The following is a 20,537-nucleotide window of genomic DNA, read 5'->3' as shown; positions in this document are numbered from 1 at the left end:
AGCCACATCACGGCGGTCTCATCCGCCGGACGGCTCATCTCGCGCGGGGGACACGCTCCTCCGGCGCGGGCGACGTCCGCGCAGCAGCACCGCCACGGGCAACCCGAGCCCGCACCCAGGGAAGAGGTACACGCATGACTGCGGTTCCCCACGGCCGCCGACGCGGCTTCGCGGCCGGCGCCGGCCTGGTCGCCACCGCTCTCGTCCTCGCCGCGTGCAGCGGCGGCTCCGGCGGCGGCGACGACGAGTCGGAGGGCGGTGACGGCGGCGGCAGCGGCTCGCTCCTCATCGGCACCACCGACAAGATCACCACGATCGACCCGGCCGGCTCGTACGACAACGGCTCCTTCGCCGTCATGAACCAGGTCTACCCGTTCCTGATGAACACGCCGTACGGCAGCCCCGAGGTCGAGCCGGACATCGCCGAGTCGGCCGAGTTCACCGCGCCGACCGAGTACACGGTGACGCTGAAGCCGGGCCTGACCTTCGCGAACGGCAACGAGCTGACCTCCTCGGACGTGAAGTTCACGTTCGACCGCCAGCTCGCGATCTTCGAGTCCGGCGCGGACGACGGCAACGGCCCCGGCTCGCTGCTCTACAACCTGGCGAGCGTCGCGGCGCCGGACGACACCACCGTCGTCTTCACGCTGAAGTCCCCGGACGACCAGGTGTTCCCGCAGATCCTGTCGAGCCCCGCGGGCCCGATCGTGGACGAGGACGTCTTCGCGGCCGACGCGCTGACCCCGGACGCCGACATCGTCGACGGCCAGGCGTTCGCCGGCCCGTACGTGCTGACGGACTACAGCCAGAACGAGCTGCTGACGTACCAGGCCAACCCGGACTACCAGGGCCTGCTCGGCGCCCCGGAGACCGAGGAGATCAGCGTCAGCTACTACGCCGAGGCCTCGAACCTCAAGCTCGACGTCCAGCAGGGCAACGTCGACGTGGCGTTCCGCAGCCTGACCTCGACGGACATCGAGGACCTGCGCGGCGACGACAACGTCAAGGTCGTGGACGGCCCCGGCGGCGAGATCCGCTACATCACGTTCAACTTCAACACCCAGCCGTACGGCGCGACCACGCCCGAGGCCGACCCGGCCAAGGCCCTGGCCGTCCGCCAGGCCGTCGCGGACCTGATCGACCGCGAGGAGATCGCCGACCAGGTCTACAAGGGCACCTACACGCCGCTGTACTCCTTCGTCCCGGAGGGCCTGACCGGCGCCACCGAGTCGCTCAAGGGCCTGTACGGCGACGGCGAGGGCGGCGCGGACGCCGACGCCGCTGCCGAGCGCCTCGAGGCCGCGGGCGTCGAGACCCCGGTCCAGCTGTCGCTGCAGTACAGCAACGACCACTACGGCCCGTCCTCCGGCGAGGAGTACGCGCTGATCAAGGACCAGCTCGAGTCCACCGGGCTGTTCGCGGTCGACCTGCAGACCACCGAGTGGGTGCAGTACGCCAAGGACCGCACGTCCGACGTGTACCCCGCGTACCAGCTCGGCTGGTTCCCGGACTACTCGGACGCGGACAACTACCTCACGCCGTTCTTCCTCACGGAGAACTTCCTGGGCAACCACTACGACAACCAGGAGGTGAACGACCTGATCCTCGAGCAGGCCGTCACCGCCGACCCCGCCGCCCGGACCGCGCTCATCGAGCAGATCCAGGACACGGTCGCCGCGGACCTCTCCACGGTGCCCTACCTCCAGGGCGCCCAGGTGGCCGTCGTGGGTGCGGACGTGACCGGGGCCGAGGACACTCTCGACGCCTCGTTCAAGTTCCGCTACGGCGCGCTCGCCAAGGGCTGACCGGCTTCGTACCACCCCTCCCGACGCCTCGACGCGGGTCGCTCACCACGAGCGGCCCGCGTCGGGCCGTCACCGGGCCACGACGGACGAGAGACATGACTTCCACCTCCACCACCGGTCCGCTGCAGCCCACCGGCGCAGCGGACGGCACCGCACCCGACGGCGACACGCCGTCCACCCGACGCACGAAGCGCTCCGGGGGCGGTCTGGGCCGATACCTGCTGGTCCGCTTCCTGCTGATCATCCCGACGATCTTCATCCTGGTCACCGTCGTGTTCGTGCTGATGCGCGCGACCGGCGACCCCATCACCGCCGCGCAGGGCGGACGGCTCCCCGCCGACCAGCTCGCCGAGCGGATCCACCAGGCCGGCTACGACCGGCCCGTGCTCGTGCAGTATTGGGAGTACCTGGGCAACCTGCTCCAGGGCGACTTCGGTACCACCATCAGCGACAGCCGCCCCGTGACCGAGGTGCTCACCACCTTCGGCGCCGCGACGCTCGAGCTCGCCGCCTACGCGCTGGTGGTCGCGTTCATCGTGGGCATCCCGCTCGGCCTGGCCGCCGCGTACTTCCGCGACAAGGTGCCGGACGCCCTCCTGCGGGTGTTCGCGATCTTCTGCTACGCCACGCCCGTCTTCTTCGCCGGCCTGCTGCTCAAGCTGGTCTTCGCCGTGCAGCTCGACTGGCTGCCCGTCGCCGGGCGGGCGTCGACCCGCTCCGAGATCGAGATGCGGCAGCTCGACGACCCGACCGGCATCTACATCGTCGATGCGATCCGCACCGGCAACCCCGAGGTCGTCGCCGACGTGCTCCAGCACGCGATCCTGCCGGCGCTGACCCTCGGCCTGCTGACCGCCGGCGTGTTCCTGCGGCTGGTCCGCACCAACGTCATCGGCACGCTCGGCTCCGGCTACGTCGACGCGGCGCGGTCGCGCGGCGTCCGCGAGACCCGCCTGCTGCGCAAGCACGCGTACCGGCCGGCGCTCATCCCGATCGTCACCGTCATCGGCATGCAGGTCGCGATGCTGCTCGTCGGCGCGGTGCTGACCGAGACCACGTTCGAGTGGCGCGGCCTCGGGTTCCAGCTCTCCGAGTACCTGCAGGCCCGCGACTTCGTCGCCGTCCAGGGCATCGTCGTGATGCTCGCGGTGATCGTCGCGGTGACCAACTTCCTGGTGGACGTCATCGCCGCCCTGATCGACCCGAGGGTGAGGTTCTGATGACCACCACGACTGCCACCCCCCGCGCACGCCGCACGTGGCGCTCGCTGCCCGTCGTCCACCAGCTCCGGCAGAGCGTGGGCCTGCAGCGCGGGATGCTGATCATCGGCCTCGTCCTGACGGCCCTGCTGATCCTCGGCGCGATCTTCGCGCCGCTGCTGGCGCCGTACGGCTACGGCCAGCTCCGCGACGCCGCGGGCCCGTTCGGCGCCCAGCAGCCGCCCTCCGCCGAGCACTGGTTCGGCACCACCGTCGGCGGCTACGACGTGCTGTCCCGGGTGATCTGGGGCTCGCGCACCGCACTGCTCGTCATCGTGATCGCCATCGTGGCCTCGCTGTTCATCGGCGTGCTGCTCGGCCTGGTCTCCGGCTACTTCGGCGGCTGGCTCGACCGGGTGCTCGTCGTGATCGCGGACGCGGTCTACGCGTTCCCGTCCCTGCTGCTCGCCATCGTGCTGGCCATCGTCATCAGCGGCGGCCAGTCGTCGATGATGGGCGGCGTCCTCGCCGCGGCGCTGTCGATCACCGTGGTGTTCACGCCGCAGTACCTCCGCGTCGTGCGCGCCGAGACCATCCGGATCAAGTCCGAGGCGTTCGTCGAGTCGGCCCGGGTCATCGGCGCGAGCAGCAGCCGCATCATGTTCAAGCACGTGCTGCGCAACGCCACCCGCACGCTGCCGCTGATCGTCACGCTCAACGCGTCCGAGGCCGTGCTGACGCTGGCCGGGCTCGGGTTCCTCGGGTTCGGCATCGAGCCGAGCGCGGCCGCGGAGTGGGGCTACGACCTCAACCGCGCCATCTCCGACGTGACCAGCGGCATCTGGTGGACCTCGGTGTTCCCGGGCGTCGCCATCGTGCTCACCGTCCTGGGCATCACCCTGGTCGGCGAGTCCCTGAACGACCTGGCCGACCCGCGGCTGCGCAACCGCCGCGCCTCGGCCGACGTGAGCGGAGACGTCGCCCCGACGTCGGCCGTGCCCGGCGGTGCGCTCACGGCGCCCGGCGGGGTGGAGGGCCTCGAGCCCGGGACGGAGGGTGCCCGATGAGCGGCACGCGCATCAGCGACACCCCGCACCAGGGCGCCTCCGCGCCCGTCGTGGAGATCACCGACCTGTCGGTGTCGTTCGCGACCGACGCGGGCGACGTCCGCGCCGTCGACGGCGTCTCCCTGACGGTCCGCGCCGGCGAGGTGCTGGCCGTCGTCGGCGAGTCCGGCAGCGGCAAGTCGGTCACCGCCAAGACCATCCTCGGCCTGCTGCCGTCGACCGCCACCACGCGCGGGACCGTCGTGCTGTCGTCCAAGGACGGCGCCACGCGGGACGACGTGCTCGACCTCGACGCGTCCGGCCTGCGCCGGGTCCGCGGCCGCGACGCCGCCATGGTGTTCCAGGAGCCGTCGACCGCGCTCAACCCGGTCTACACGGTCGGCTGGCAGATCATCGAGGGCCTGCAGGCCCACGGGCGGATCGGCAAGGCCGAGGCCCGGACGAAGGCGATCGACATCCTGCGCCGGGTCGGCATCCCCGACCCGGAGCACCGGATCGACCACTACCCGCACCAGTTCTCGGGCGGGCAGAAGCAGCGCATCGTCATCGCGCAGGCCCTGGTGCTCGACCCCGGCGTGATCATCGCCGACGAGCCGACCACGGCCCTCGACGTGACCGTGCAGGCCGAGATCCTCGACCTGCTGCGCCGCTGCCGCGACGAGTTCGGCGCCGCGATCGTCCTGATCACGCACAACATGGGCGTGGTCGCGGACCTCGCCGACCGCGTCGCCGTGATGTACCAGGGCGAGATCGTCGAGCAGGCGCCCGTGCGGCAGCTGTTCGCGGCGCCCGAGCACGACTACACCCGGTCGCTGCTCGACGCGGTGCCGCGGATCGGCGGGGGTGGCGCGCACGCCGCCGCCCGCGCCGCGGCCCGGCCCGCCGGCTGGGCCGACCAGGCTCCGGTCGTCGAGGCCCGTGACCTGGAGATCACCTACCCCGGCCGGCTGCGCCAGCCCGGGTTCCGGGCGGTCGACAGGGTCTCCCTGTCCATCCGGCCGGGCGAGGTCGTCGGCCTGGTCGGCGAGTCCGGCTCCGGCAAGACCACCATCGGGCGGGCGATCGCCGGGCTCACCACCGTGACCGGCGGCTCGCTGCAGGTGCTGGGCGTCGAGATGAGCGGCGTCAAGGAGCGGCAGATCCGGCCGATCCGCAGCCGTATCGGGTTCGTGTTCCAGGACCCCGCCACCTCGTTCAACCCGCTGCTCACCATCGCCGAGTGCGTGGCCGAGCCGCTGGTCGTGCACGGCCGTGCCCGCGACGCCGGTGCCGCCCGCGGCAAGGTGGACGAGCTCCTGGAGTCCGTCCAGCTGCCCCGCGCCTACGGCGACCGGTACCCGCACGAGCTCTCCGGCGGGCAGCGCCAGCGCGCGTCGCTCGCCCGGGCGCTGGCGCTGGACCCCGAGCTGCTGATCGCCGACGAGCCGACCTCGGCGCTCGACGTGTCGGTGCAGGCGCGGGTGCTCGAGCTGTTCGCCGAGCTCCAGGAGTCGCTCGGGTTCGCGTGCCTGTTCATCAGCCACGACCTGGCCGTCGTGGACCTGCTCGCCGACCGGATCGCGGTGCTGCACCGCGGGAAGCTCGTCGAGGAGGGCACCGGCGCGGAGGTGCTCGGGGCGCCGCGCGAGGAGTACACGCGGCGGCTCCTCGCGAGCCTGCCCGTGCCGGACCCGGTCGAGCAGGCGTCGCGGCGCGAGGCCTGGCGGGCGCTGGTCTGACCGTCGGCCGACGACGGCGCGCGAGACACCGCGAGGGCGTACCCGGGAGGGTGCGCCCTCGCGGTGCGTCCGGGGCCGGGAGCAGCACGATCGAGTGACGCGACGGGACCTTCGTCGCTCCGGAATACCCCCGGGGGGTATAGCGTTCCACGAGCGGACGGGCGCGCCGGCGCTCGAGCGAGAGGGGCGCGACGTGCACGGCTACACCAGCGACAAGGACGACTACCTCAAGCGGCTCAAGCGCATCGAGGGCCAGGTGCGCGGCATCGCCCGCATGGTCGAGGAGGACGTCTACTGCATCGACGTGCTCACGCAGGTGTCGGCCGTGACCAAGGCGCTCCAGGCAGTGAGCATCGGGCTGGTCGAGGACCACCTGGGCCACTGCGTGGTCGACGCCGCCCGCCAGTCGCCCGAGGCCGGCGCCGAGAAGGTCCGCGAGGCCTCCGAGGCCATCGCCCGCCTCGTCCGCTCCTGATCACCCGAGCAGAAGGAACCACCCCCATGAGCCAGACCACCACCTTCGCCGTCGACGGCATGACCTGCGGCAACTGCGTCCGCCACGTCACCGAGGAGCTCACCGCGCTGCCCGGCGTCACCGACGTGCGCATCGACCTGGTCGCGGGCGGGTCCTCTCCCGTCACCGTCACGTCCGACGCCCCGCTGGCCGACGACGCCGTCGCCGCCGCGGTCGACGAGGCGGGGTACGCGGTCACGCCGCGGAAGTCGCTGCTGTGAGCACCGACCAGCAGCCCGCCGCACCGACGCCGGTCCGCACCGTGGACCTCGCCGTCGAGGGCATGACCTGCGCGTCCTGCGTGGCGCGCGTCGAGAAGCGCCTCAACCGGGTGCCGGGCGCCCGCGCGACCGTGAACCTCGCGCTGGAGAGCGCGCACGTCGAGGTCGCCTTGGCCGAGGACGGCAGCACGCCCGGCACGGACGCGCTGGTCGAGGCGGGGCGCGCCGCGGGCTACGACGCGGAGGGCACCCGTCCCTTTTACACATCTGACGCTGCCGACGGCCCCCTACGTGTGTGTGTTGGGGGGGGGCGGGGGGGTTAAAAAAAAAAAAAAAGAAGATGAAGCACGCGCTGTCCGGGCACACGATGGCCCCGGGCCACGACATGGACCCCGACGAGGACACCTCGGCCCCCACCGACGCGCGCGGCACCGACCTGCGCCGCCGGCTGCGCGTGGCGGCCGTGCTCACCGTGCCCGTGCTGGTCCTCTCGATGGTGCCGGCGACGCAGTTCCGCGGCTGGCAGTGGCTGGTGGCGGCGCTCGCGCTGCCGGTGGCCACCTGGGCGGCCTGGCCGTTCCACCGCGCCGCGGTCCGCGCGGCCCGGCACGGCGCCTCGACGATGGACACGCTCGTGTCGATCGGCATCGTGGCGGCGACCGGGTGGTCGCTGTGGGCGCTGCTGCTCGGTGGCGCCGGCGCCCTCGGCATGACGATGACGCCGACGCTCTGGCCCGCCGCCGACGACGGCATGGGCACCCACATGCCCGAGCTGTACTTCGAGGTCGCGGCCGTCGTCACGACGTTCCTGCTGGCCGGCCGGTACGCCGAGCACCGGTCCCGCCGCCGCGCGGGCGACGCGCTGCGCGCGCTGCTCGACCTGGGCGCGAAGGACGTCGCCCTGCTGGTCACCGGTCCCGACGGCCGTCGCACGGAGCAGCGCGTGCCCGTGGACCGGCTCCGCACCGGTGACGAGTTCGCGGTGCGCCCGGGAGAGAAGGTCGCCACCGACGGCGTCGTCGTGTCCGGCACGAGCGCCGTCGACACGAGCCTGCTCACCGGCGAGCCCGTGCCCGTCGACGTCGGCCCCGGCGACGAGGTCACCGGCGCGACCATCAACGCCGGCGGCCACCTCGTGGTCCGCGCGACGCGCGTCGGCGACGAGACCCGGCTCGCCCAGATCGGCCGGCTGGTGGCGGCCGCGCAGACCGGCAAGGCCCCCGTGCAGCGGCTGGCCGACCGGATCTCCGCGGTGTTCGTCCCCGTCGTGCTGGTGCTCGCCGTCGGGACGCTCGCCGTCTGGCTGCTGTCCGGCGCGTCGGCCCAGACCGCGTTCACCGCGGCCGTCGCGGTGCTGATCATCGCCTGCCCCTGCGCCCTCGGCCTGGCCACGCCCACCGCCCTGCTGGTCGGCACCGGCCGCGGCGCGCAGCTCGGCGTGCTCATCAAGGGCCCGGAGACGCTCGAGCAGACCCGCACGGTCGACACCGTCGTGCTCGACAAGACCGGCACCGTGACCGAGGGCCGGATGGCGCTCGTCGACGTGCTGGTCGCCGCCGACGCCGACCCCGACGAGGTGCTCCGCTACGCCGGCGCGGTGGAGGGGCTCGCCGAGCACCCGATCGCCCGCGCGGTGGCCGAGGCCGCCGCCGACCTCGCGCCCGCAGCCGCGGGCTTGGGCGGCGACGGCGTCGGGATCGGCACCGACCAGGTGCACGACTTCCGGGCGCACGCGGGCCGCGGGGTCAGCGGCGTCGTCCGCGCCGCGCACTCCGGCGTGGGGCTGTCCCGGCGCGTCCTCGTCGGCCGTCCGGCCTGGCTGGCCGAGCAGGACGTCCCCGCCGACGACGACCTCGCCGCGCGGTTCGCCGCCGCCGAGTCCGACGGCGCCACCGCCGTGCTGGTGGCCTGGGACGGCCGCGCCCGCGGCGTCCTGGTGCTGCGCGACCCGGTCAAGGCGACGTCCCGGCAGGCCGTCGAGGAGCTGCGCGCCGTCGGCCTGCGCCCCGTGCTGCTGACCGGTGACAACGCGGGGGCCGCCCGCGCGGTCGCCCGCGAGGTAGGCATCGCGGAGGAGGACGTGATCGCCGAGGTCATGCCCGCCGACAAGGTCGACGTGGTCCGCCGCCTGCAGGGCGAGGGCCACCGGGTGGCGATGGTCGGCGACGGCGTGAACGACGCCGCCGCGCTCGCCACCGCGGACCTGGGCCTGGCGATGGGCACCGGCACCGACGTGGCCATCGAGGCCGCCGACGTGACGCTGGTGCGGGGCGACCTGCGGTCCGCCGCCCAGGCGGTGCGGCTGTCGCGGTCGACGCTCCGGGTGATCAAGCAGAACCTGTTCTGGGCGTTCGCGTACAACGTCGCGGCCATCCCCCTGGCGGCCCTCGGGCTGCTCAACCCGATGATCGCGGGTGCGGCGATGGCGTTCAGCTCCGTGCTGGTCGTGGCGAACTCGCTGCGGCTCCGCCGGTTCTCCTGAGCGCCCCCGCCGCCCGGCGGTGGTCAGCCGCTACCGTGCACCTGACCGCCGCCGGCCCCGGCCGGCACCCGACCGAGGAGATCCGCGTGCCCGCGTCCCGCCCCGTGCTCGAGATCGCCGTCCAGGACCTCGCCGGGTACCGCGTCGCCGCGGACGCCGGCGCCGCGCGGACCGAGCTCTGCGGCGCCCTGGCGGCCACCGGCGGGCTGACTCCCAGCGCCGGGCTGCTCGCGGCCGTCCTCGCGGAGCGGGACGCCCGCGGCGGCGGCGCCCCCCGGGTGCACCCGCTGATCCGGCCCCGGCCCGGCTCCTTCGTCTACGACGCCGACGAGCTCGACGTCCAGGTGCGCGACGTCCGCGCGGCCGTGGCGGCCGGCGCCGACGGCGTGGTCGTCGGCGTCCTCACGGCCGACGGCCGCGTCGACTCCGCCGCCCTGGGCGTCCTGGTCGCGGCCGCCGAGGGGCGCGAGGTGACGTTCCACCGGGCGGTCGACGCGGTCGGCGACCCGCTCGCGGTCCTCGACGCCCTCGCCGCGGCGGGGGTGACCCGCGTGCTGACGTCCGGTGGGGCGTCCCGCAGCATCGACGGCGTCCGGCGGCTCGCCGCGATGGTCGAGCACACCGCCGGCGCCGTGCAGGTCATGGCCGGGGGCGGGGTGCGGCCGGTCGACATCGGGGCGCTCGTCGCCGCCGGGGTGGACGCGGTGCACCTGTCCGCCGGCCGTGCCGTGGCGGACGACGGCGGACCGGGCGGAGGCGGCACCAGCGGGTACACCGTGACCGACCCGGCCGTCGTGGCCGAGGCCGCGGCGGCGCTCGCGCGGGACTGACGCCCGCGCCGCCGGCGTCGCCGAGGTCAGCGGAAGCGGCGGCCCTCGTCGCGGCGGTAGGCGACGACCGCGAGCGCCGCGAACACCGCCGTCCAGCCGAGCAGCACCGGCAGCGCCAGCGCGTAGCCCTCGACGCCGGTGGTCACCTGGACCGCCAGGTCCCGCGCCGCGCGGGAGGGCAGCGCCATCGACAGGGTGTCCAGCCAGGCCGGGAACGCCTGCGGCGGCAGGAACAGCCCGCCCGCGAAGGCCAGCGGGAACAGCACCGCCTGCACCACCGCGATCGCCGCCTTGGCGGACAGCGCGTAGCCGATCGCGAGCCCGAGCAGCAGGAACGGCACCGCCACCACCGGCACCATGCCGATCCCCGCGGCGACGCGCCAGGCCTCCGTGGACGCCTCGGTGAGCAGGAGCGCGATCAGGATGACCGGCACCTGCGCGCCGAGGCAGAACACGATGCCGTTCGCGATCCGGCCCGCCATGCGCGGACCGGCACCGGCGGGCAGGGTCCGGACGTAGGGGTCGAACGCGAGCTGCCGGTCCTCCGACACCCCCGCGCCCAGCGTGAACAGGCACGCGGACATCACCGCGAACGTGCCGAGCTGCGCGACCGCGGCCACGGCGGCCAGCGGGTCGTCGGCGACCGCGGGCTGCGGCACCACGAAGAACAGCAGGGCGAGCGACGGGAACAGCAGGTTGCCGATCACCGCGATCGGCACCCGCACCGACTCCAGGAGCTGGAACTTCGTGTGCAGCCAGGCGAGCGACAGCCAGGACCGGGTGGCGGCCGGAGCGGCGGTGGTCGTGGTCATCGCGGCTCCTCGGCGGTGGTCGTCAGGGCGAGGAAGGCCTCCTCGAGCGAGGCGCCGCGCACCTCGAGGTCGCGGAACGGCACGTCGGCACGGACCAGGCCGCGCACGACGGCGTCCGCGTCGGCGGCGAGCAGGACCGTGCGCCGGCCCTCGCGCCGCACGTCGAGCACGCCGGGCAGCGCGGCGAGCCCGGGCTCGTCCGCCTCGGGGACCTCGATCAGCACCCGGCGGGCGGCGGCCATCGCGAGGACCGCCGGCAGGTCGTCGTCCACCAGCACGCGGCCGGACCCGACGACGACCACGCGTCGCGCGAGCGCCTCGATCTCCTCCAGGTAGTGGCTGGTGACGACGACCGTGGCGCCGTCGGCCTGGTAGTCACGCAGGGCCTCCCAGAGCAGGTGCCGGGCCTCGACGTCGAGCCCGGTGGTCGGCTCGTCGAGCAGCACCACGCGCGGGCGGCCGACCAGCGCGAGCGCCACCGCGAGCCGGCGGCGCTGCCCCCCGGACAGCCCGCCGGTCTGGCGTCGTGCCAGGTCGGCCAGGCCGAACCGCTCCAGCACCTCCCCGCGGGGCATGGGGGCGCGGTAGTGCGCGGCGACCAGGTCCACGACCTCACCGACCCGGAGCGTCGCGGGCAGCCCGGTCTCCTGCGGCGTCGTGCCGAGCCGGGTGCGGGCCGCCGGGTCGCGTGGGTCGAGCCCGTCCAGCCGGACCGTCCCCGCGTCGGGCCGGCGCAGCCCGCTGACCAGCGACAGCAGCGTGGACTTGCCGGCGCCGTTCGGGCCCAGCAGCCCGACCAGCTCGCCCTCGCCCACTGTCAGCGAGACGTCGTCGAGCGCGACGACGTCCCCGTACCGGCGGGTGACGTGGTCGAGCTCGACCAGCGGTGCGGTCATGCGTCCCCCATCAGCTCGGACACTCCGCCTCCTCCAGCTCAGCCGCTCGCGCGCCAACCTACTCGCCGGGCACACGGCCCGGGAGCCGTGAGGTCGTCATACGTGCACGAGGTCGTCCCGCACACCTGACGACCTCGTGCGGATGTGACGACCTCAGGCCGCCTCTCGGTCAGCGATCAGGCCTCGGTCAGGGTGCGGGCCTACGCTGCGGGCGTGACCGCCGAGCCACCGCCCGCCGTGCCCACGGCATCCGCTGCGTCAGCAGCGCCCGGGACCACGGGCACCCCGCCCGTGTCGGAGCGTGCCCGGCGCCGGCGCCTCACCGCCGAGATCTGGATCGTCCTCGGCCTGTCGCTGGGCAGGTCGGGGGTGTACGCGCTGGTCAACATCGTCGCGCGGCTCACCGAGGGCACGCCGCTGGCGCAGCAGAGCGCGACGCTGAACGCGAGCCGGTCGCCGCGCCCGTACCTGGACCTCACCTACCAGCTGCTGTCGTTCGGGTTCGCCCTGGTGCCGGTCGCGCTCGCGCTCTACCTGCTCTCCGCGAACGGGCGCAGCGCCGTGCGCCGGATCGGCCTGGACGGGTCGCGGCCGGCCCGGGACCTGGGCGTGGGGGTCGGGCTCGCGGCCCTGATCGGGCTGCCGGGGCTGGCGCTGTACGTCGTGGGGCGCGCCGTCGGCGTGACGGTCGAGGTCCAGGCCGCCGCGCTGGACGCGGCGTGGTGGACGGTGCCGGTGCTGGTGCTGTCCGCGCTGCAGAACGCGCTGCTGGAGGAGGTGATCGTCGTCGGGTACCTCATGGAGCGCCTGCGCGAGCTGCGCTGGCGGACGCCGGCGATCCTGGTCACCAGCGCGCTGCTGCGCGGCTCGTACCACCTGTACCAGGGCATCGGGCCGTTCGTCGGGAACGTCGTGATGGGCCTGGTGTTCGCCGAGTACTACCGGCGGCGACGGCGCACGATGCCGCTGGTGGTCGCGCACACGGTGCTCGACGTGGTGGCGTTCGTCGGGTACGCGCTGATCCCGGTCGCGTGGCGCGAGGCGCTCGGCATCCGCTGACGCCTCAGGGCGCGGGCGTCGCGCCCGGCGTCGCGCCCGGCGTGCGGCCTGCCGCGCTGAGCTGCCGCGCGAGGGTGCGCGTCGCGAACCCGGAGACCAGCATCACGACGCCGGCCACGAACGCGAACAGCCCGTACACGGTGAGGATCACGTCGACCGTGCCCTGCGGCTTGATCGCCAGCAGCAGCCCGAACAGGAACCCGATGAGGCCGAACACCAGCGTCCCGGACCACGCCAGGTCCCGCGCCCGGTACTGCGTCACCGCGACGATCACGGCGGTCACGCCCAGCACCAGCACCCACAGCGCCAGCAGGTAGAACAGCACGAGCGCCGTCACGTCCGGCCAGAGCATGATCAGCGCGCCGAACCCGATGCTGACCAGGCCCTCCGCGATCAGCCAGCCGAAGCCGGGGCGGCCGCGGGCCAGCAGCGCCTGCAGCAGCACGACGGCGCCGTCGACCACCGCGAACACGCCGAACACCCACACCAGCGCGACGAGCGTCCCGAGCGGCTCCACGAGCAGCAGCAGGCCGAGCACGATCATCAGCAGGCCACGCAGCACGGGCAGCCACCACACGGAGCGGAGCACCGCCGCGATCCGGTCGTCCAGGTCCTGAGCCACGAGCGCCTCCCGGTGGTCTGTCCGACGCCGTGGTCCCGCGACGCCTGCGTGCCGTCACGCTAGTCCGCCCTGGTCATCCCCGCGACGGAGGCGCCGCCCGGCAGGGGTCATCCTCGGGGACGGAATCCGCGCCGTCGGGGCCGGAGGACCTCCTCGGGGAGTCGTGCGCTGCCTAGACTCCACCTCATGCCCGACGCCTCGACCAGCGCGCCGGCGGCGCCCGGTCGTGACGGGTCCGCCGCTGGTGCGGACGACCCGCGGCCGGGCACCGACGGCCTCGGACGCCCGCAGGTGGTCGACACCCCCGAGGTGCGCGTGCACCACCCGAGCGACCTGCTCGGCGTGGTGCTCACCCTGCTGGGCGCGGTCGCCGTCATGGTCCTGGCCACGTACGCGCACAACACGACGACCGGTGTCGCGGAGGACGTGCAGGGCTTCGCGACCCTGCTCCGGCAGCTGCTGATCGTCCCGGTCGCGCTGCTGGAGAGCGTCGTCACGTTCATCGTGCCCGTCGCGGTGCTGGCCGAGCTCGCGATCCGCCGCCTGGGCCGCCAGATGATCGAGGCGTCGGTCGCGGCGATCGTCGCCGTGCTGGTCACGTCCAGCGTGTCCTGGCTGATCGAGCGGCTCGGCTCGGACCAGCTGGTCGCCGGGTTGTCGGTCCGCCTGGCCGGCGAGCTGACGCTGACGATCCCCGGCTACATCGCGCTGATCGCCGGCCTCCTCACGGCCACCGGGCCGCGCAACCGCCGCCGCACGGTGGCGTGGTCGTGGAACCTGGTCTGGGTCGCGGTCGGGGTCATGGTGATCACCGCGGGCGTCTCGCTGCCCGGCGTCGCCGTCGCGCTGCTCCTCGGCCGCGCCACGGGGCTCGCCGTCCGGTACGTGTCGGGCGTGCGCTCGGAGCGGGCGTACGGCGCGAGCCTGGTCGCGGGCGTCCGCCGGGCGGGCTGGCACCCGCTGGTCCTGGTGCGCGTCCCGGACGACGAGCAGGAGGACGGCCCCGCGCGCGAGGCCGGCACCCGGGCCGCCCGAGCGCTCGCGCGCTCCACGGACCACCGCGTCTACGAGATGACGACGGACGACGGCCGGATGCTCGACGTCGTCGTGCTGGACGGCGACCGCCAGGTGGTGGGCTTCCTCAGCCGGCTGTGGCGGTCGCTGCGGCTGCGCGGGCTGGACGGCCGCTCCGTGGTGTCGCTGCGCCAGGCCGCCGAGCGCGCCGCCCTGCTGTCCTACACGGCGACCGCGGCCGGGGTGCGCACGCCGCAGCTGCGCGGGATCGGCGAGGCCGAGTCCTCGATGATGCTCGTGCAGGACCGCGTGCCGGACGCGACGCCGCTGGCGGACCTGGAGCCCGAGCAGATCACCGACGCGGTGCTCGAGGAGATCTGGAACCAGCTGGGCTGCGCGCACGAGGCCGGCCTGGCGCACCGGACGCTGACCAGCGACGCCATCCTGGTCGCCGACGCGACGGACCCGGACGCGCGGCCGACGGTCTGGCTGGTCGGCTGGGAGCAGGGGGACGTCGCGTCCTCCGACCTGGCCCGCCGGATGGACCGCACGCAGATGGTCGCGCTGCTGGCCCTGCGGGTCGGCCCGGCGCGCGCGCTCGAGTCGGCCGCGGCCGTCCTGCCCGAGGGCGACATCGCCGCGATCGGCCCGCTGCTGCAGACGATCACCCTCCCGCGCCGCACCCGCGAGGAGCTCCGCGCGCACAAGGAGGTGCTGACCGAGCTGCGGTCGGCGCTGGTGGCGCGGCTGCCCGAGGCGGACGTCCAGCCGACGCAGCTGGTCCGGTTCGGCGCCCGCGCCGTCCTCACCATCCTGCTGACCACGGCCGCCGTCATCATCCTGCTGACGTCGATCAACCTGCGCACCATCCTCGACGCGCTCCAGTCCACCGACTGGCGGCTCAGCGTGCTGGCGTTCGCGCTCGGCATGGCGACGCTGTTCGGCGCCGCGCTGTCGCTGGTGGCGTTCTCCCCCGTGAAGCTGTCGCTCTGGCGGGCGACGATCGCGCAGTCGGCGGCGACGTTCGTGGCGCTCGCCGCCCCGGCCGGCATCGGGCCCGCCGCGCTCAACCTGCGCCTCCTGACCCGGCGGGGCACGTCGACCTCGCTCGCCACCGCCACCGTGGCGCTGGTGCAGGTCGCGCAGTTCGTGGTGACGATGCTGCTGCTGCTCGTGCTGTCGGTCGCGTCGGGCACCAACCAGCTCGAGCGGTTCACGGTGTCGCCGGTGGTGGTCGTCGTGATCGGCGTGCTGGCGGCGCTGGTCGCCGGGGCGATGCTCGTGCCCCGGGTGCGGCAGTGGGTGGCGGCCAAGACGCTGCCGACGCTGCAGCAGACGTGGCCGCGGCTCATCGAGGTGGTCGGCCAGCCCTCGCGCCTGCTGCTCGGCATCGCCGGCAACGTGCTGACGACGTTCGGCTACATCCTGGCGTTCGAGGTCTGCCTGCGGGCCTTCGGCCAGGAGCTGTCGCTGGTCCAGGTCGCGATCGTCTACCTGGCCGGCAACACGGCCGGCTCGATCGCGCCGACCCCCGGCGGCATCGGCACCACGGAGATCGCGCTCGCGGGTGCCCTGTCGGTGGTCGGGGTGAACCCCGGTGTGGCGACGTCGGTCGCGGTGCTGTTCCGGGTGCTCACCTACTGGCTGCGGATCCCGGTGGGCTGGGCGTCGATGCGGTACCTGCAGCGCGTCGGGGAGCTCTAGGCACCCGCTGCTGCCCGGGACCGCCCGGGCGCCCCGGACCCCCCGGACCCGGAGGACCCGCGTGCGGGCACGCCTGTGCCGAGGTCGCGCGCGGGGCGCGACCTCGGCAGGTCGGTGGGCTCAGGAGGCGGAGGTGCACTCGCGCTGGGCGGGCACCAGGTCGCCGTGCGCGGCACGTGCGGCCGCGATCCGGGACCAGGAGGAGAGACGCGAGGTCGTGACCTCGGGGCGGAGGTCGGAACGGTCCCGCTCGGCAGGCTCGAAGAAGCCACGCTGTTCCATGAGGAGTCCTTCGTTCGGCAGCCCGGCTGACCTGCGGGGGTCCCGTGGCTTTGCGTCCCCTCCTCGCGGAGGGTTTGCTCTTGTCGCTGACGTGCCGACTGTAGGCCCGCCGCCGCCCCGGGCGGAAGGGGGCTGAGCCGAATCAACGGCACAGAACCCCCATTTCACCCACTCGCGCCATTTCGGACAAAGTGGGCGTTCGCCCGGGATCAGGCCGCGGGCACCGCCACGGACCGCAGGAACGCCTCCAGCAGCGGCCCCGAGGTCGTCGACCCGAAGTCGCCGGTCTCGACGAACACCGCCACCGCGAGGTCCCCCTGCGCGGCGATCATCCAGGCGTGGTTCGCGAGCTCCTCGCTCGAGCCGTACTGCGCGGTGCCGGACTTGGCGATCACCTCGGGCCCCGGCACGTCCTGCAGGAAGTCGCCGCCGCCCTCGGTCACCACCGCCCGCATCATCGAGCGGAGCGCGTCCGCCTCCGCCGCGGTGAGCGGCCGGCCGGCCTCCGGTACCGGGGTGGTCGCCTCCTGGTCCACGACCAGGTGCGGCGTGACCCGGGCCCCGGCCGCGACGGACGCGGCGACGGTCGCCATGCCGAGCGGGGTGGCCTGCACCCGCGCCTGGCCGATCATCGACGCGGCGTGGTCGGTGCCGGTCGCCTCGGCCGGGACCGAGCCGAGCGCGCCGGCGAACCCGAGGTCCGCGTCCTCGACCAGCCCGAGCGCCTCCGCCGCCGCGGCGAGGGACTCCTGCGGCGCCGTGCCGGCCGCCGTGAGGAACGCGGTGTTGCAGGACTCCGCGACGGCGGTGCGCAGCGGGATGTCGCCGAGCGCGTCGGCCGGGTAGCCCGGGTAGTTCTGGAACTCGCGGCCGTCGACGGTGGCCGTCGGCGGGCACGTCACCACGCTGTCCGGCGTGAGACCGGCGCGGAGCAGCGCCAGCGAGGTCGCCACCTTGAAGGTCGACCCCGGCGCGTACAGCCCGAGGGTCGCCGTCGACATGCCGCCGCCACCCGGGCCGCTCGCCGCCGCGAGCACCTCCCCGGTCGACGGGCGGATGGCCACGACGGCGCTCGCGCTGTCCGTGACCGTGGCCACCACGTCCTCCGCGGCCTGCTGCACCGCGGGGTCCAGGGTGGTGCGCAACGGCGCTCCCACCTGTGGTTCCACGTGGAACAGCTCCCGCTCCTGCGCGTCGCCGGCGGTCGCCACGACGGTCAGCCCGGGCAGCCCGCGGAGCTGCTCGTCGAACTGCTTCTGCAGCCCGCCCAGCCCGGTCAGGTCGCCGCCCACGACGGCGCCGTCGGACGCCTCGACGATCTCCGCGGTCGCCTGGCCCACCGTGCCGAGCACCGGCCGGGCGAACGCGCGGGTCGGGGCGAGCGGGAGCGACGCCGGCACCGCGTTCACGCCGGGCAGCGCGGACAGCGCCGCGACGTCGTAGGCGGGGTCGCCCTCGCGGACGACGATCGCCTCGACGAAGGCCTTCTCCCCCGCCGCCGCGACCTGGGCCGCGTAGGCCTCGACGTCCAGCCCGAGCGCCGACGCCAGCCCGCGCGCCGCGCCGTCCGCCGCCGCCGCCTCGACGCGCGTCTTGTCGATCCCGACCCGGAACACCGGCCGCGCCTCGACCAGCACCGCGTCGCCGGCGCCGAGCACGTCGGCGCGCTCGGCCTGCACCCGGCGCACCTGCAGGGTCTCCCCCGCCGCCAGGTCCGGGGCGAGGAGCATCGTCGACCAGCGGGGGCGCCAGCCGTCGTCCGTCCGGACCAGCGTGGCGTGCGTGGTGTAGGTCCAGTCGCTCGCGCTGCTGTCGACGTCCCACGTGTAGGTGAGGTCGACGGACGCGGCCGCCTCGTCGTCCTCCGACGGGACGACGTCGCCCGCGGCGACCTCCGGCGTCCACGGGTCGAGGCCCGCGTACGCCGCCGTGCGCGCCTCGGCGGCCTCGGTCGCCGTGGCACCCTCCAGGGGCACGTCCGCGAAGTCGCCGTCCGTGAGGGCCTCCGCGAGCGCCGCCGCGGTCTGCTGCCGCTCGTCCTGCCCGCCGGTGCACGCCCCCACCGTGACCAGGACGGCGAGCACGGCGCCGACGGCGAGGTGTCGGCGCGACCGTCCCCACCGCGCGCCTCGCCGGCCCGCCGTCGTCTGCTGCACCGCTCTGCCCCCCACGGACCCCACCGTCGCTCTCCACCGCACGGCCCGGGCGCTCGCCGCGGGCCAGGTCAGCCTAGAGACGCCGACCGCCCGGGACGGGCCGAACGGAGCACCGAGTTCGCGGCGGACCTGTGCCGATCCTGTGGGAGCGCGCGGCCCGCGTCCCCGCCACGACCGGTTGACGATCGCGCCGACGCTGCGTGGAATGGGGCGATGTCGCCTCCCGACCAGCCCTGCAGTCCCGTGCGGCGAGCCCGCACCCCGCGCGTGCGACGCACGGGGGCTCGCCGCTGATGGACGCCGAGACCTGGGGCAGCATCGGCCTCGTCCTGCTCTTCATCCTCGTCGGCGGCGTGTTCGCCGGCACCGAGATCGCGCTCGTCTCCCTGCGCGAGAGCCAGATCAACCAGCTGGAGCGCCAGGGCGGGCGCGGTGCACGCGTCGCCTCCGTCGCGCGCGACCCCAACCGGTTCCTCGCCGCCGTCCAGATCGGCGTCACCGTCGCCGGGTTCTTCTCCGCCGCGTACGGCGCGTCCACCATCGCCCCCGACTTCGCCCCGGTCCTCGAGGTGCTGGGCGTCCCCGCGGGACTGGCCGGCACGCTCGCCCTGGTCGTGCTGACGCTCGTGATCGCGTACCTGTCGCTGGTGCTCGGCGAGCTCGTGCCCAAGCGCATCGCGCTGCAGCAGTCCGCCCGGGTGGCGCTGGCCGTCGCCCCGCCCCTGGACCGGTTCGCCACCCTGATGCGCCCCGTCATCTGGCTGCTGTCGACGTCGACCAACCTGCTGGTCCGGGTGTTCGGCGGCGACCCGCACGCCACGAGCGAGGAGATGTCCGAGGCCGAGCTCCGCGACCTGGTGATCGCGCACCAGGGGCTGCCCGAGGACGAGCGACGGATCCTCGGCGACGTCTTCCAGGCCGCGGACCGGTCGGTGGCCGAGGTGATGCGACCCCGCGGCGAGGTCCGGTTCCTGGAGGCGGACCTGACGCTCGCCGAGGCGCTGGACCAGGTGCGTGAGCAGCCGTGGTCCCGCTACCCCGTGATCGGCGAGGACTTCGACGACGTCCTCGGCTTCCTGCACATCCGCGAGCTGGTGGAGGCGTCCGACCGCGAGACCGTCCGCGTCCGCGACGTGATGCGGGAGATCGTCGTGCTCCCGGGCACCAACAAGCTGCTGCCGTCGCTGTCCCGCATGCGCGGCGAGGGCGTGCACATCGCGGTGGTCGTCGACGAGTACGGCGGCACGGACGGCATCGTGACGCTGGAGGACCTGGTCGAGGAGCTCGTCGGGGACATCCGCGACGAGTACGACATGCCCGGGTCGTCCGGCGCGGAGGCGCGCGAGGGGGCGGCCGGGTCGTACGACGCGGGCATCACCATCGAGGAGTTCGGCGAGCTCACCGGCGTCGCCCTGGAGGACGGCCCCTACGAGACCGTCGCCGGGTTCGTCATCGCCCGGCTGGGCCGGCTCGGTGCGGTCGGCGACGGTGTCGAGGTCGACGGGCACCGCATCGAGGTCACGGCCGTCGACGGACGCCGGATCGCCCGGGTCCGGGTCGTGCCACCCCCGGACGAGCCCGTTCCCCCGGCGGGGTGAAGCCCGCGTCCTGCGCGCGCTCCCGGGATGCGCACCGCGCGCGGGAGGCCCACCCTGGTCCGCAGAGCCGTACGGCCGGGCAGCGACCGCGCGGCACACCGAGGAGCGTGAGCATGACCCGTCGACCCCACCGCCTGGTCCTGGAGCCCGAGCCCGGATCCGTGGCCGAGGGGAGGCGGTGGGCCGTCCGCCAGGCCGAGCGCGCGCACGTGTCCCCCGAGGCCGCGCGGACGGTCGAGCTCCTCACCAGCGAGGTCCTCACGAACGCGGTCGTGCACACGCGCGGGCACCGGCACATCGACCTCACCGCCGAGTGCCACGACGACTGCGTGCGCGTGAGCGTCACCGACCCCGACCCGACGCTCCCCCTGGTCCGCCCGGGCAGCGCCGGCCGCGCCGGCGGGCACGGGATGCGGATCGTCGACGCGCTCGCGAGCCGGTGGGGCGTCGACCTGCACCCCGGCCGGGGCAAGACCGTCTGGTTCGAGACGCCGGTGGCCACGCTGGGGCGGCTGCTCACCGCCTGACCCGGCTCATCCTGCGCGGGGCTGCCGCGCC

Annotated in this window: 16 protein-coding genes, 1 pseudogene and 1 riboswitch; of the genes and pseudogenes, 12 read left to right on the top strand and 5 right to left on the bottom strand. The window is 74.5% G+C overall.

Annotated features, from left to right (window positions below):
• The first annotated feature begins 134 nt into the window (after positions 1-134).
• The 8 genes and pseudogenes from ACWPWW_RS12250 to ACWPWW_RS12215 all read left to right on the top strand — a co-directional run bounded on the left by ACWPWW_RS12250 (position 135) and on the right by ACWPWW_RS12215 (position 9,836).
• Complete coding sequence (locus tag ACWPWW_RS12250) at positions 135-1,805, top strand: ABC transporter substrate-binding protein (protein ID WP_454050652.1); 1,671 nt, start codon at positions 135-137, stop codon at positions 1,803-1,805.
• A 95-nt stretch (positions 1,806-1,900) separates the two neighbouring features.
• Positions 1,901-3,025, top strand: a complete 1,125-nt coding sequence (locus ACWPWW_RS12245) for an ABC transporter permease (RefSeq protein WP_454050651.1) — start codon at positions 1,901-1,903, stop codon at positions 3,023-3,025.
• Positions 3,025-4,071, top strand: a complete 1,047-nt coding sequence (locus ACWPWW_RS12240) for an ABC transporter permease (RefSeq protein WP_454050650.1) — start codon at positions 3,025-3,027, stop codon at positions 4,069-4,071. The genes ACWPWW_RS12245 and ACWPWW_RS12240 overlap by 1 nt, the downstream gene beginning before the upstream one ends.
• Complete coding sequence (locus ACWPWW_RS12235; protein WP_454050649.1) at positions 4,068-5,789, top strand: dipeptide ABC transporter ATP-binding protein; 1,722 nt, start codon at positions 4,068-4,070, stop codon at positions 5,787-5,789. The genes ACWPWW_RS12240 and ACWPWW_RS12235 overlap by 4 nt, the downstream gene beginning before the upstream one ends.
• A 193-nt stretch (positions 5,790-5,982) precedes the next feature.
• Positions 5,983-6,264: a metal-sensitive transcriptional regulator gene (locus ACWPWW_RS12230; RefSeq protein ID WP_454050648.1), complete on the top strand. Its 282-nt coding sequence runs from the start codon at positions 5,983-5,985 to the stop codon at positions 6,262-6,264.
• Between the two features lie 26 nt (positions 6,265-6,290).
• The gene (locus ACWPWW_RS12225) at positions 6,291-6,524 is read left to right on the top strand and encodes a heavy-metal-associated domain-containing protein (RefSeq protein ID WP_454050647.1); all 234 of its coding nucleotides are present in this window, start codon (positions 6,291-6,293) and stop codon (positions 6,522-6,524) included.
• 62 nt (positions 6,525-6,586) lie between these two features.
• Positions 6,587-9,006 (top strand): annotated as a pseudogene (locus tag ACWPWW_RS12220) (heavy metal translocating P-type ATPase).
• A gap of 86 nt (positions 9,007-9,092) precedes the next feature.
• A complete protein-coding gene (locus ACWPWW_RS12215) occupies positions 9,093-9,836 on the top strand; it encodes a copper homeostasis protein CutC (RefSeq protein WP_454050646.1) in 744 nt (247 codons plus the stop codon).
• Between the two features lie 26 nt (positions 9,837-9,862).
• Here ACWPWW_RS12215 and ACWPWW_RS12210 read toward each other — a convergent pair whose 3' ends face one another.
• Positions 9,863-10,648, bottom strand: coding sequence for an ABC transporter permease (locus ACWPWW_RS12210; protein ID WP_454050645.1), 786 nt, complete (start codon positions 10,646-10,648; stop codon positions 9,863-9,865).
• Positions 10,645-11,544, bottom strand: a complete 900-nt coding sequence (locus ACWPWW_RS12205; protein ID WP_454050644.1) for an ABC transporter ATP-binding protein — start codon at positions 11,542-11,544, stop codon at positions 10,645-10,647. Before ACWPWW_RS12205 ends, ACWPWW_RS12210 begins: the two co-directional genes overlap by 4 nt.
• Before the next feature lie 237 nt (positions 11,545-11,781).
• Between ACWPWW_RS12205 and ACWPWW_RS12200 the strand changes: the two genes are divergently transcribed.
• On the top strand, positions 11,782-12,603 hold the full coding sequence (locus ACWPWW_RS12200; RefSeq protein ID WP_454051805.1) for a CPBP family intramembrane glutamic endopeptidase: 822 nt from the start codon (positions 11,782-11,784) through the stop codon (positions 12,601-12,603).
• Between the two features lie 4 nt (positions 12,604-12,607).
• On the opposite strand, the gene ACWPWW_RS12195 is transcribed toward ACWPWW_RS12200, so the two are convergent.
• Positions 12,608-13,225 (bottom strand): HdeD family acid-resistance protein, encoded by a 618-nt coding sequence (locus tag ACWPWW_RS12195; protein ID WP_454050643.1) that lies wholly within the window; start codon positions 13,223-13,225, stop codon positions 12,608-12,610.
• Positions 13,226-13,411: 186 nt separating this feature from the next.
• On the opposite strand from ACWPWW_RS12195, the gene ACWPWW_RS12190 reads away from it, so the two are divergent.
• The gene (locus ACWPWW_RS12190) at positions 13,412-15,943 is read left to right on the top strand and encodes a flippase-like domain-containing protein (protein WP_454050642.1); all 2,532 of its coding nucleotides are present in this window, start codon (positions 13,412-13,414) and stop codon (positions 15,941-15,943) included.
• A 120-nt stretch (positions 15,944-16,063) separates the two neighbouring features.
• On the opposite strand, the gene ACWPWW_RS12185 is transcribed toward ACWPWW_RS12190, so the two are convergent.
• Positions 16,064-16,225 (bottom strand): hypothetical protein, encoded by a 162-nt coding sequence (locus ACWPWW_RS12185; protein ID WP_454050641.1) that lies wholly within the window; start codon positions 16,223-16,225, stop codon positions 16,064-16,066.
• A 13-nt stretch (positions 16,226-16,238) separates the two neighbouring features.
• A riboswitch (cyclic di-GMP riboswitch) is annotated at positions 16,239-16,314 on the bottom strand.
• 120 nt (positions 16,315-16,434) lie between these two features.
• The gene (locus ACWPWW_RS12180; RefSeq protein ID WP_454050640.1) at positions 16,435-18,396 is read right to left on the bottom strand and encodes a penicillin-binding transpeptidase domain-containing protein; all 1,962 of its coding nucleotides are present in this window, start codon (positions 18,394-18,396) and stop codon (positions 16,435-16,437) included.
• A gap of 278 nt (positions 18,397-18,674) precedes the next feature.
• Here ACWPWW_RS12180 and ACWPWW_RS12175 point away from each other — a divergent pair, with 278 nt between their 5' ends.
• Entirely contained in the window at positions 18,675-19,979 is a 1,305-nt protein-coding gene (locus ACWPWW_RS12175) for a hemolysin family protein (RefSeq protein ID WP_454050639.1), read from the top strand.
• Between the two features lie 113 nt (positions 19,980-20,092).
• Positions 20,093-20,506 (top strand): ATP-binding protein, encoded by a 414-nt coding sequence (locus ACWPWW_RS12170; RefSeq protein ID WP_454050638.1) that lies wholly within the window; start codon positions 20,093-20,095, stop codon positions 20,504-20,506.
• Positions 20,507-20,537: the final 31 nt, after the last annotated feature.

Source organism: Cellulomonas sp. Marseille-Q8402 (genome assembly GCF_965119525.1).
This window is presented reverse-complemented; position numbering and strand designations above follow the sequence as displayed.